Source organism: Phormidium sp. CCY1219, from assembly GCF_055795085.1.
This window is the reverse complement of the sequence record NZ_JAYFEQ010000860.1, coordinates 25832-38530: the sequence shown is the minus strand read 5'-3', so window position 1 is coordinate 38530 and position 12699 is coordinate 25832. Positions and strand designations below refer to the sequence as shown.

Here is a 12699-nt window from a genome sequence, read left to right as displayed (position 1 = left end):
GGATTTCGATTAGCCGATCGCGCCTGCGAGGATCCTCAGAATTGACAGACAGTTTTTTTCGGACCGTGACCCTCTACCCACAGCGTTCATCAATCCGCCCCCGTCATTCTGTGGCGCGAGTCGAGATGACTGGCGCGATCGGGGAAACAATAAAGTGCTAAACTCAGACGGCGATCGCCCAGGGAGAAGCTTCCCCTTCCAGCGACGCACAGAACTAGGAGAAAAGCGAACACCCATGCAAAACACCAACCCCCAACAAGGGCTGCACTATCTGGAAACCCAGAATTACCCCGAGGCGATCGCCTTTTATCGGCGCAGCATTCAAACCAACCCCAACGAAATCTCCCACTATTGGTATTTAGGATTGGCACAACTGCTGCTTGGCGAAGCCACCGAAGCGATGGAAACCTGGAATCGCATCATCTCGGGCGGAAGCGCCGCGCAATATGAAGCTTGGCGATCGCAGCTTCTCGCCCTGTTATTTCAATATACCACCGGGCGCGAAACCCTTGGCGATTGGGACAGCGCTTTACCCTTGCGCCAGTGCATTCATACCCTCGATCCGACGGATTTTAATAACCTCCTCGCCCTCATTTGGCTTTACGCCGAACTCGAGGTTTCTCACGCTACCTTGGACCGGGCTTTATCCGCCGCCATCGAATTACTGCGCGCCAAACAGTATGACAATATTAACAATCCACGCCTAGTTAACTTATTGGCAAAATTGGTATCTGGCAATTGCGTTTATGCCAAATCTCTGCCATTTTTTACCGCTTGTTGTGCCGAAAATCTGTTACACCCCCAAGACGCCACCGTGCTTTCCATCAGCCAAAGATATGCGATCGCCTACAGCGCTAGAGGTCAGCAACTCTCGAACATCGGCGAGTTTGACGAAGCGGTTTTTCATTTTAACAAAGCCCTAGAACTCGATGCCAATGTGCCGCGCATTCACTATAATTTAGGCATGGCTTTATTCTCCCAAGGCAATAGCCGGGAAGCCGCCCAACACTTACAAAACGTCACCGCTACCGAACCGGATTATCACACCGCTGGCATGATTTTGGAGGCGATGGATACGCCAAAAGCCCGCGAGATTCTGCTGACGATTTATCATAAAGCGTTACGGAGAAACTGGAAAGCAGCGCAATACGAACGGATGGCCAAAATTGCGCGATCGCTTCTTTCCCTGCAACCCCATGAAGCCGATTCCTATTATCACTTAGCCCTCGCTTTGTATTATGATGGCATCTTCGCCTCAAAACCAGAAGCGATCGCCGAATCCGAGGGGTACTTTCAAAAAGCCCTAGAACTTCAAGTAGATCGAGAAGAAGCGCGCTTCAGATTGGCTACCTTACCCTACATGAAACAATTTGCCGCAAAAGGGTATTCCGTGAGCGCCGATTGTTTTACCATTGTCATGCCCATTTGGGAGGAGCAATTAAAGCGATTTGCCCATGTGCCAAACTTAAATGTATTGGAAATTGGCTGTTTTGAAGGCATGGCAAGTTGCTGGTTGCTCGATAATCTTCTCACCCACGAAACGGCGAGAATCACCTGCATTGATAATTTTGAAGGGGTGGTGGAGAAGAAGAAACAAGACCAAACCGCGCGAGAAAGCGTAGAAGAGCGGTTTGATGGGAATATCGAGAAAAGTGGCGCAGCGCAGAAAGTGAAAAAGCGGGTGGGGAATTCGCAAGAATTGTTGCGATCGCTCCCGTTAAATGCCTACCATATTATTTACATCGATGGGTCTCATTTTGCCAGCGACGTGCTGCAAGATGCGGTATTAAGTTGGGGACTGCTCAAACAAGGCGGCGTGATGATTTTCGACGATTATAATTTTAAATTTGCCGACCATCCCCAATGGAATACCGGGCGAGGCATCGATGCGTTTTTAACGGTATTTGAAGATAAAATCCAAATCATCGAACGGGGAGAGCGGCAAATTTTTCTAGAAAAAATCGCGCCATAAATCCGGGGTTTTTCTGGAAAAAAATCCCCGGAGAAGGGGAAAGGATCCGAGCGATCGCCCGGATCCGAGTAGGGAATTGAAAACCCACGGCGCAACCTTATTGCTCATCCGCCGTAAAGCAATAAATCGTCTGAGTTTCCAACTCGGAACAGACTTCGGAAGGCAGTTGAGAGAGGGCAAAACTTTGACGTTTGAGCTGGACCCCCAAATGAGTCAAGGGATCGACCCCAGTAGAGATGAGAAATTCCATGCGATAGATATCGGGCCACTGGGCGAGTTTATCGAGGATTTTCCCGATCGCCTGCACGTAAGGATGTTCCGAATGTTCGTACCAATCGGGCGTCGCCAAATGAGCTTGGTCGAACCCCAAATGAAAGGTTAGCTGAGGTTTGCCAAACAGAGCGATCGTCACCGGGCGCTTTTCCTCTTGGACCAGCAAATGGTATTCATCCGCCAGATCGCGAATTTTTTCCAAATGCTCGTACCATTGTTTCATCTGGGTTGGCGGCGTCACATCCGGATCCAGTTCTTGCCAGTGAATCGCCACCGTCACCAGATAGGTTTGCAACAGCATGTGACCCAGTTTTTCCGCCTTAGTTGCGAGATAGGTGCAATTGTACGGGTTAGCCTCGATTAACAACGGTACGCGATCGACCATCTCCAACCCATACCCTTTCAACCCGGCAATTTTGCGCGGATTGTTGGTAATCAAGCGAATTTTCTTCACCCCCAAATCGTTGAGAATCTGCGCCCCCACGCCATAGTTGCGAAGGTCCGCCGGAAACCCCAGACGCTCATTTGCCTCTACCGTATCCAACCCCATATCCTGTAGCGAATAAGCCTTCAGCTTATTAATCAAACCAATTCCCCGCCCTTCTTGGCGCAGGTAAACCACCACCCCTTGGCCGAAATTTTCGATCATTTTCAGCGCCGCCTGTAGCTGCATGCGACAGTCACAGCGCAGGGATCCCAACGCATCCCCCGTCAAGCATTCCGAATGCACCCGCACCATGACTGGATTCTCTTTAAACCCCGCCAAGTCTCCCTTGACGATCGCCACATGCTCTTTGTCATCCAAGATATTGCGATAAGCGTAAATCTGGAATTGGCCAAATTCCGTGGGTAATGCGGCGACGGTTTCGCGCACCACAAAGCGCTCGTTTTGCAGGCGATAGCTGATTAAATCCGCAATGCTGATAATTTTCAGATTGTATTTTTTAGCGTATTCGATTAATTCCGGCAAGCGCGCCATCGAACCATCGGGGTTTTGGATTTCGCAAATCACCCCCGCCGGATATAATCCGGCCATGCGGCTGAGATCCACAGCAGCTTCCGTATGTCCGGCGCGTTTGAGGACCCCTCCTTCCTTCGCCCGAATCGGAAAAATATGGCCGGGACGACGCAGATCCTTGGGTTTGCTTTCCGGATGAATGGCAACCTGAATCGTGCGCGATCGGTCCTCGGCAGAAATTCCGGTGGTGACGCCGTGGTGGGGTGCAGCATCAATGCTGACGGTGAAGGCAGTCTGATTGGTTTCGGTATTGTCGATCACCATCAAAGGCAGCTCGAGTTCGTCCAGGCGATCGCCCTTCATCGCCAGACAAATCAATCCTCGGCCATTGACCGCCATAAAATTGATAATCTCCGGCGTCACAAACTGAGCCGCGCAAATCAGGTCGCCTTCGTTTTCGCGGTTCTCATCATCCACCACAATAATCGGGTGTCCCGCCTCGATCTCTGCCAAGGCAGCTTCAATAGAATCAAACTTAAACGGTTGTTGTCCGGCGTTTTCTGGCAATTCCACAGAGAAGTTCTTTCGCGTAAACGATAATGTTTGTTAAGGATATCTGTTTTTAATTTTAGCCTTTTTACTGTCTCCATACAGGGATTGGCCGCAACTCCCTCTCTTCTCACCGCCGCGCCCCGCCTTTCTGCTTGCTCCAGCATAATTTCCCTGAAAAGTCAATCCGCAAAATTTCTCAATCTGCTCTCTTTTTCCCTCGGTTCCCGGTAATACCGACTCCCCCCTCACCCACCCCGCCGGCGATTTCCCTTCTCCTTTTCTCCTCTTTCTACCCCCATTCCTTTCTCGGTTTGCTAGAAAATTACTGTAAAAATTAGCAAACTTTATGTTATAATTAACTGCTAAAAAAAAACCGGGGTAAACTTGATGGTTCCAGTGGCTTGGCGGATGATAGTAGAAGCAAAAGGACGGTTTGCCATTACCGCGATCGGGATTGGCTTTACCGTCATGCTGATGCTTTTTTTGCTCGCCGTTTATGAAGGGGTAAAATCCGGCGCGAAAACCTACGTACTTCAAATTCCCGCCCAAGTTTGGGTCAGTCAGCGCAACTCCACTAATTTGATTAAAACCTCTTCATTTGTACCCGTTCCTATCGGCGATCGCCTCCGTCAAGTTCCCGGCGTCCAAAGCGTTAACGGCATTTTGCGAACCATTGCCCCCGCCGAATTCGACTCGGAAACCGTCACCCTCTTTATTTTTGGCTTCGACATTCAAACCCAAATCGGCGCACCCAAAATTATATCGGGCACGGCTAACCTCCGCACCGGTGAAATTATTTTAGATAACGCCTTCGCCGCTACCCACAACTTAGAACTTGGCGAATCGTTACAGATTCAAGGACGCTCTTTTCGCGTAGCGGGCATCAGCGAAGGCACCAATTTAATTGTCGGTCAGTTTGCGTTTGCTACCCTCAATGATGTCAGCGAATTACTCGGCTTGTCCGAGGTGAGAAGCTTTTTCCTCTTGCAGTTAGAGCCAGAAAATTACCAGTCGGTTCTCGAAGACTTGCGAGACACTTTCCCCGACTTGTTGTTTACCCCTTCCGCAGAATTGGCGCAAAACAACGTTGCCGAAATGGAAATCGGCGTGTTGCCCATTCTCTGGACAATTGTAATTTTTGGCAGCATCACCGGCGCAACGGTTATCGTGTTAATGATGTACACTGCTGTGTTAGAAAAAAGAGAAGACTATGCGATGTTAAAAGCGGTGGGGGCTAACCAGAATTTTTTAGTGAAACTGGTCTTAAAACAGTCGATTATTGCCTCGGTTGCGGGATTTACTTTAGGGCTAACTGTAGACTTGATGTTATCCCCAATTCTCAGTACCATAATTCCCGCCCTTCTGATGGTATTTGTGTGGCAAGATGCTACGGTAGTGTTTATCGGTTCTTTGGCGATCGGTATCCTGGGGGCTTGGGCATCCCTTCGCACCTTAAGAAATATTTATCCAGGAGAAGTGTTTCGCGCATGAATACGCCACAATATCGGGTGTTGCACGCCCAAAATTTGGATAAAATCTATGGCGAAAAAACCCCCAATCCGGTGCAGGCGGTGGTGGATGTTAGCTTAGAGATAAAAGCCGGAGAATTGGTGATTATCAGCGGGCCGAATGGCAGCGGTAAAACCAGCTTGCTTTCGTTATTGGGCTGCATGACGAAACCCTCATCCGGGTCTTTGAGAATTTTGCAGCAAGAAGTGACGCGGTTGAGTCAAGATAAATTGAGCGAATTCCGGTTAAAAAATGTGGGGTTTATTTTTCAGACCTTTCGGTTGCTGGAGTTTTTGACCGTGGTAGAAAATGTGGAAATCATTTTTAATTTAGCGGGGCGATCGGGTGCTGGAGTGCGCCGCCGCGCTCAACTGTTGCTAGAGGAATTGAATATCGATCGCCGCGCTCATTTTTTTCCCAAAGCATTAAGCGGCGGCGAAAAACAGCGAGTTGCCATTGCCCGCGCCTTAGCCAACGATCCGCCTTTATTGCTTGCCGACGAACCGACGGGGAGTTTGGATTATCATAGCGGACAAGCAGTGATTGAGTTGTTAGCAACCGTGGCAAAAGAACGGAAGAAAGCGGTGGCGATCGTCAGTCACGATCGCCGCATCGAACACTACGCCGATCGCATCTTGCACATGGAAGACGGACATCTCAGCCTCCGCCCGCCCCACGCCTAACCGCCGCCACAATTCAGCTTTTTTTTGCGTCACTGTGACAGACAGCGACTCAATATTTAGGGCGATCGCCAAATTGTTTCAACCCTAGATTTTCTGCCACACCACCAGCATAGAGCCTCTGACCCCTGCCACTCTACCCACCATGAGAGTCATCCCCCCCTCACCGTCGGGGACACTCCCCCAGGATCGGGGGTTCTCTTCCTTACCCGGTCTAACCTGTAGGGATTTCTACCACGAACTTTCCCATTTGGTACTAAAATGCAGCAACAACTCGATTGAAGTTAACTCATAGGAGAAAAATTATGGGTGAAGACACCCTGCGGGTGGGTATTGTTGGGGCGTCAGGCTATGGTGGAGTGCAGCTTGTGCGCCTGATTAGAGATCATCCAAAATTAGAGCTAGTTTATTTAGGCGGGGAAAGCAGTGCGGGGAAACCCTTTTCCGACCTTTATCCGCATTTAGGACAAGCCACCGACTTAACCATCGAACCCGTGGAACTCGACACGATCGCCGATCGCTGTCAAGTGGTATTTTTATCTTTACCCAACGGGCTAGCCCACCAGATGGCTCCCCAATTGCTGGAAAAAGGATGCAAAGTCCTCGATCTCTCCGCAGACTATCGGTTTGCCAACTTGCAAACCTATCAAACCTGGTATGGGGGAGACCGGCAAGACAGCGCGATCGCCGCCACTGCAGTGTATGGCTTGCCCGAACTGTACCGCGATCGCATCAAAGAAGCGCAACTCGTCGGCTGTCCCGGTTGCTATCCCACCGCCAGCTTACTCGCTCTTGCCCCCCTACTCAAACAAGGTATGGTCGTCCCCAACAGCGCCATCATCGACGCCAAATCCGGCATTTCCGGGGCGGGACGCAAAGCCAAAACCAACCTCCTCCTCGCCGAAGCGGATAACTCCGTCGCCGCCTACGGCGTAGCGGGACACCGCCATACCCCAGAAATCGAAGCCATCTGTAGCGAATTAGCCGGACATGAAATTCTGGTGCAATTCACCCCCCACCTGATGCCAATGGTGCGCGGTATCTTATCCACCGTGTATGCCACCTTGCGCGATCCCGGCTTAGTCCGCGAAGATTTAGTAACCATTTACACCGCCTTTTATCGCAATTGTCCCTGGGTGAAAGTCCTGCCGGCAGGGGTTTATCCGCAAACCAAATGGGCGATGGGCAGTAATATGTGCTACCTCGGCGTCGAAATCGACCAGCGCACCGATCGCGCCATCGTCGTCTCCGCGATCGATAACCTGCTCAAAGGACAAGCCGGCCAAGCCATGCAATGTCTCAATTTGATGATGGATTGGGAAGAAACCCTCGGATTGCCCGAACTCGGCTTTTATCCTTAAACTCCCCTCCATCCAAAAAAACAGCCCGCCTGGGCGGGCTGTACTCATCTCCCTCCACCCCTTGCGGGTGCGGGTTTTTCAATCGCTGAATTATCGAATTACTTAGAGCAGCACTTCGGACCTAAACCCACCGCACCGGCATACACCGCGCGATCGCCCAACTCATCCTCAATCCGCAACAAGCGATTGTACTTCGCCACCCGTTCGCTGCGACACAGAGAACCGGTTTTAATTTGACCCGCCCGAGTCGCCACCGCCAAATCCGCGATCGTGGTATCCTCCGTTTCCCCAGACCGGTGGGAAATCATCGAACAGAACCCATTGCGCGTCGCCATATCAATGGTTTCCAAGGTTTCCGTCAGAGAGCCAATTTGATTGAGTTTAATCAAAATGGCATTCCCCGCACTCATCTCGATTCCCTTTTCCAAACGAGTCGGATTGGTCACGAACAAGTCATCCCCCACCAACTGCACGCGATCGCCTAACTTCTGCGTCAGCAACTGCCAATTTTGCCAATCTTCCTCATGCAAACCATCCTCAATCGACACGATCGGGTATTGACTGACCAAATTCCCCAAATAATCGATTAACTCCGACGGTTCGTGAGTGCCCCCTTCATACAAATACTTGCCATCTTTGTAAAACTCACTCGCCGCCACATCCATCGCCAGGGCCACCTGTTCTCCAGGTTTGTAACCCGCCTTCTCGATCGCCGAAATCAGAATATCCAACGCCTCCTGATTCGACTTCAAATTCGGGGCATAACCCCCCTCATCGCCAACCCCACTCAGCAACCCTTTATCGGCGAGTACCTTGCTCAGAGAGGCAAAGACTTCCGCCCCCCAGCGCAGGGCCTCTTTAAACGAAGAGGCCCCCAACGGTACGATCATAAACTCCTGAAAGTCCACATTATTCGCCGCATGGGCACCGCCATTAATCACATTCATAAACGGCACCGGCAGCAAATTGGCCAACGGTCCGCCCAAATAGCGATAAAGGGAAATTTCCAGGGCATTCGCCGCCGCCTTCGCTGTCGCCAAAGACACGCCTAAAATCGCATTTGCCCCTAAATTGGACTTGTTCCCCGAACCGTCCAACTCGATCATCTGACGGTCGATCTGCACTTGGTTAATCGCGTCGAGTTCGTATAGATTCGGCGCAATTTTGTTTTCTACATTCTCAACCGCCTTCAAGACTCCTTTGCCGCTGTAGCGGTTCTTATCCCCATCGCGCAATTCGTGGGCTTCAAACGTCCCGGTGGAGGCACCACTGGGCACCTGCGCCAGTCCCATCGCCCCATTTAACAGATAAACTTCCGCTTCGATGGTGGGGCGTCCGCGAGAGTCGAGAATTTCGCGGGCTTTAATCATTTCAATTGCGGTATCGATTTCGTTGGTCATTTTGTTTTCCCTGAACTTCAGACACTTCAGATGGAAATCGGCCAGACATTGACGCTGGATTCTCCCAGCCTTGTCAGCCACACCCGAGAAAGGTCTTCCAGGTTTAAGATACAGCGCCACTCCCGGATCGGGCATTAGATTTAAGAATGTTTATCGATCCCCGTGACGCTTCGATCGCCCCCCACTGCGATCGCCACCCCAGGACTATCGTTCAATCCCTATATCTTTAAATTGCTTTTTAGAAAAAGTTAAGATTTCGCGATCGCCTGCCTCTGAGTTCTGCCCCTCTGGGTTTTTCTGAAACATGCCTCAGAAAAATAAATCAAAAATCATGCAAATTAGATGTATCTTAATGCCAGAATACCCGGTCAGATCTGCCTCAAAATCAAACCCCCGATAGAATAAGGAAAAGTCAGGAAACTTGGAGAAAGCCCATGCGAATGCTACACACGATGTTGCGAGTCGGCAACCTAGAAAAATCCCTCGACTTTTACTGCAACGTCCTCGGCATGAAATTACTGCGCCAGAAAGATTATCCGGGGGGTGAATTTACCCTCGCCTTCGTGGGTTATGGCGACGAATCCGACCATACAGTTATCGAACTAACCTACAACTGGGGAACGGATAGCTACGACCTCGGCGATGGATTCGGTCATATTGCCCTAGGCGTAGATGACATTTACGGCACCTGCGAGCAAATCAAAGCCAAAGGCGGGATTGTCACCCGCGAACCCGGTCCGATGAAACACGGATCCACCGTGATTGCCTTTGTCAAAGACCCCGACGGTTATAAAATCGAACTGATTCAACTCGGCACCCAAGGTTCAGCCCAGGAGAAAGCCGAAGCCGTGGGGGCCAGCAAATAACCCTTCCCCTCGTTCCCAGGTTCCCCCTGGGAACGGCAAAATTGAGGCTTTGCCTTTAAATTGCATAAATTGGCGATCGCTTCAAAGCCCCGCGACCCCCTGCTTCCCACACCCACGAGAACCCCAGAACTGAGGTAAACCTCATACAAAGACCCTGGCCACAGGGATGCGGGATATCCATTAGTCGGTCTGTCTTTCAAGTGACGATTTAAAATAGATTTAGGAGATAGACTAAACTCTGCGATCAGCACCAACATTGGAGGCACGGAAAGCGTAAAAGATGCAGCCTACGGACGCCAGCAAGTTTACCGATAAAACTTGGGAAGCCATCGTCAAATCCCAAGATGTTGCCCGACGCTACCAACATCAGCAACTCGAAGTCGAACATTTAGCGATCGCCCTACTCGAACAACCCGAAGGACTCGGCCACCGCATCCTGACCCGCGCCGGCATCCTGCCCGAGAAACTCCTGCAACAACTCTCAGGCTTTGCCGGACGTCAAGCCAAAGTGGCCAACACCAGCCAACTGTACCTCGGGCGCGGACTCGACCTGCTATTAGACAAAGCCGAAGCCGCAAGGCAAAGCTTCGACGACAACTACATCTCCGTCGAACATCTCATTCTCGCCCTCGGCGAAGACGATCGCGTCGGTCGTCGCGCCCTGAAAGCCGCCACCAAAGATCCGCGCAGCCCCTTCGAATTCCAACAAATCGAAGCCGCCGTCAAAGAAGTGCGCGGATCGGCCAAAGTCAAAGACCAAAGCCCCGAAACCGAATACGAAGCCCTGGAAAAATACGGGCGCGATTTAACCGAACAAGCCAAACAAGGCAAACTCGACCCAGTAATCGGACGCGATGAAGAAATTCGTCGCGTGATCCAAGTCCTCTCGCGGCGCACCAAAAACAATCCAGTGTTAATTGGCGAACCTGGCGTGGGCAAAACCGCGATCGCCGAAGCCCTCGCCCAACGCATCGTCAACGGCGATGTTCCCGAATCCCTGAAAAATCGCCAACTGATTTCCCTGGACATGGGCAGCTTAATCGCCGGAGCAAAATTCCGAGGCGAATTTGAAGCCCGCCTGCGTGCCGTTTTGCGCGAAGTCACCCAATCCGCCGGCCAAATCGTCCTGTTTATCGACGAACTGCATACTGTGGTGGGAACCGGGGCCGGCCAGGGAACGATGGATGCCGGCAACCTGCTCAAACCCATGTTAGCCCGAGGCGAATTGCGTTGCATCGGGGCGAGTACCATCGACGAGTATCGCAAATACATCGAAAAAGATGCAGCGTTGGAACGGCGATTCCAACAGGTGATCGTCTCGCAACCTACGGTAGAGGATACGATTTCGATTCTGCGCGGACTCAAAGAGCGCTACGAAGTCCATCACGGGGTGAAAATTCTCGATGCGGCATTGGTGGCGGCGGCAAGTTTGTCCAATCGGTATATCAGCGATCGCTTCTTGCCCGATAAGGCGATCGACCTGGTAGATGAAGCCGCCGCTAAGTTGAAAATGGAGATAACCTCCAAACCGACGGAATTAGAAGCCTGCGATCGGCGCGTCATGCAGTTGGAAATGGAAAAACTCTCCCTGGAAGGTGAAAAATCCGGGGTTGTGGCGGCTAGAAGCAGTGCTTATGGTGCCTCCCAAGAGCGCTTAGAGCGGATTAATGAAGAAATCGCCACCCTGACGGCGAAGCAGCAGCAGCTCAGCAAGCAGTGGGAGATGGAAAAAGAGCTGTTAAAGTCGATTAATGCGCTTAAAGAGCAGGAAGATGGGTTGCGCGTGGAAATTGAAAAGGCAGAGCGCAATTATGATTTGAATCGAGCCGCTCAGTTGAAGTATGGGAAACTGGAAGTCCTGCAGCGCGATCGCGAAGCGAAAGAAGCCGAACTGCTGAAACTGCAAGCTAGCGGTTCTACTCTCCTGCGCGAGCAAGTCACCGACGCCGACATCGCCGAAATCGTCGCCAAATGGACCGGGATTCCTCTCAACCGACTCCTGGAATCGGAACGGCAAAAACTCCTGAAAATGGAATCTTATCTGCACAAGCGGGTCATCGGGCAGGAAGAAGCGGTTAGCGCCGTCTCCGCCGCAATTCGTCGCGCCCGCGCCGGCATGAAAGACCCCAGCCGCCCGATGGGTTCGTTCCTGTTTATGGGGCCGACTGGAGTCGGGAAAACCGAACTCGCCCGCGCTTTGGCTGAGGTGCTGTTCGACACGGAAGATTCGATTGTCCGTTTGGATATGTCGGAATATATGGAGAAGCACTCCGTGTCCCGGCTGGTCGGTGCTCCCCCCGGATATGTGGGCTACGATGAAGGCGGTCAGCTCTCGGAGGTGGTGCGGCGCAATCCTTATTCTGTGGTGTTATTCGATGAAGTGGAAAAGGCGCACCCGGATGTGTTTAATATTTTGCTGCAAGTGCTCGATGATGGGCGGATAACCGATTCTCAAGGTCGGGTGGTGGATTTTAGAAATACCGCGATCGTGATGACGAGCAATATCGGTAGCGACCACATCCTCGATGTGGCTGGGGATGATTCCCGATATGAAGAAATGCACAAACGGGTGATGAATGCCCTCAGAAATCATTTCCGTCCTGAGTTTCTCAATCGTGTGGATGAGATTATTCTGTTCCACGCCCTGACTCGCGCGGAATTGGGCGAAATTGTGGGGATTCAAATCGAGCGCCTCTGTGAGCGTCTCGCCGAACAGAAAATTTCTCTCAAATTGATGGAGGGGGCGCGCAATTATTTGACCGAAGTGGGGTACGATCCGGTGTATGGGGCCAGACCCCTCAAGCGGGCTATCCAGCGCGAGCTGGAAAATCCCATTGCAACTCTGTTGTTAGAGGGCAAGTTTGTAGCTGGAGATACGATTTATATCCATCGATCCAAGGAAGGATTGAGGTTTGACAACCAACCGCCTTCCGCGCCGGTAAACCCGGTAGGGAATTCCTCTTCAACCACGGGAGAGGCTCCTTCTGCTAAACCCTTGCAGCACTCCGAGGTGCAACCATCACCTAGGACCGCAGAAACGCCCGCGATCGAAGTGAAAAGCGAGGAAATTTAGTCCGGGTCGAGGGTCTTAAATATGCAGTGATTTCGCGATCGGGGAGCATTGTTTT

The 12699-nt window shown here is 51.5% G+C and carries 8 protein-coding genes; 6 read left to right on the top strand and 2 right to left on the bottom strand.

What is annotated here, in order from left to right; translation table 11 throughout:
- Positions 1–235 precede the first annotated feature (235 nt).
- Positions 236–1972 (top strand): class I SAM-dependent methyltransferase, encoded by a 1737-nt coding sequence (locus AC0QH1_RS28125; RefSeq protein WP_324634754.1) that lies wholly within the window; start codon positions 236–238, stop codon positions 1970–1972.
- Between the two features lie 97 nt (positions 1973–2069).
- Here AC0QH1_RS28125 and ribBA read toward each other — a convergent pair whose 3' ends face one another.
- Positions 2070–3776, bottom strand: coding sequence for a bifunctional 3,4-dihydroxy-2-butanone-4-phosphate synthase/GTP cyclohydrolase II (ribBA, locus tag AC0QH1_RS28120; protein ID WP_442957372.1), 1707 nt, complete (start codon positions 3774–3776; stop codon positions 2070–2072).
- 366 nt (positions 3777–4142) lie between these two features.
- Between ribBA and AC0QH1_RS28115 the strand changes: the two genes are divergently transcribed.
- The 3 genes from AC0QH1_RS28115 to argC all read left to right on the top strand — a co-directional run bounded on the left by AC0QH1_RS28115 (position 4143) and on the right by argC (position 7305).
- Positions 4143–5246 (top strand): ABC transporter permease, encoded by a 1104-nt coding sequence (locus AC0QH1_RS28115; RefSeq protein WP_324634753.1) that lies wholly within the window; start codon positions 4143–4145, stop codon positions 5244–5246.
- Positions 5243–5947, top strand: coding sequence for an ABC transporter ATP-binding protein (locus AC0QH1_RS28110; protein ID WP_324634752.1), 705 nt, complete (start codon positions 5243–5245; stop codon positions 5945–5947). The genes AC0QH1_RS28115 and AC0QH1_RS28110 overlap by 4 nt, the downstream gene beginning before the upstream one ends.
- Before the next feature lie 302 nt (positions 5948–6249).
- The gene (gene argC / locus AC0QH1_RS28105) at positions 6250–7305 is read left to right on the top strand and encodes an N-acetyl-gamma-glutamyl-phosphate reductase (protein WP_324634751.1); all 1056 of its coding nucleotides are present in this window, start codon (positions 6250–6252) and stop codon (positions 7303–7305) included.
- Positions 7306–7403: 98 nt separating this feature from the next.
- Here the strand turns inward: argC and eno are convergent, their stop codons facing one another.
- The gene (eno, locus tag AC0QH1_RS28100) at positions 7404–8705 is read right to left on the bottom strand and encodes a phosphopyruvate hydratase (RefSeq protein ID WP_324634750.1); all 1302 of its coding nucleotides are present in this window, start codon (positions 8703–8705) and stop codon (positions 7404–7406) included.
- A 434-nt stretch (positions 8706–9139) separates the two neighbouring features.
- Here eno and gloA point away from each other — a divergent pair, with 434 nt between their 5' ends.
- Both gloA and clpB read left to right on the top strand, forming a co-directional pair.
- A complete protein-coding gene (gene gloA, locus AC0QH1_RS28095; RefSeq protein WP_324634749.1) occupies positions 9140–9571 on the top strand; it encodes a lactoylglutathione lyase in 432 nt (143 codons plus the stop codon).
- A 280-nt stretch (positions 9572–9851) separates the two neighbouring features.
- Positions 9852–12644, top strand: coding sequence for an ATP-dependent chaperone ClpB (clpB, locus tag AC0QH1_RS28090; protein ID WP_324634748.1), 2793 nt, complete (start codon positions 9852–9854; stop codon positions 12642–12644).
- Positions 12645–12699: the final 55 nt, after the last annotated feature.

Bases quoted from the DNA above. Each gene is read 5' to 3' on its own strand.
- AC0QH1_RS28125 (WP_324634754.1), top strand. From the start codon at position 236: ATGCAAAACACCAACCCCCAACAAGGGCTGCACTATCTGGAAACCCAG.
- AC0QH1_RS28115 (WP_324634753.1), top strand. From the start codon at position 4,143: ATGGTTCCAGTGGCTTGGCGGATGATAGTAGAAGCAAAAGGACGGTTT.
- AC0QH1_RS28110 (WP_324634752.1), top strand. From the start codon at position 5,243: ATGAATACGCCACAATATCGGGTGTTGCACGCCCAAAATTTGGATAAA.
- argC (WP_324634751.1), top strand. From the start codon at position 6,250: ATGGGTGAAGACACCCTGCGGGTGGGTATTGTTGGGGCGTCAGGCTAT.
- eno (WP_324634750.1), bottom strand. From the start codon at position 8,705: ATGACCAACGAAATCGATACCGCAATTGAAATGATTAAAGCCCGCGAA.
- gloA (WP_324634749.1), top strand. From the start codon at position 9,140: ATGCGAATGCTACACACGATGTTGCGAGTCGGCAACCTAGAAAAATCC.
- clpB (WP_324634748.1), top strand. From the start codon at position 9,852: ATGCAGCCTACGGACGCCAGCAAGTTTACCGATAAAACTTGGGAAGCC.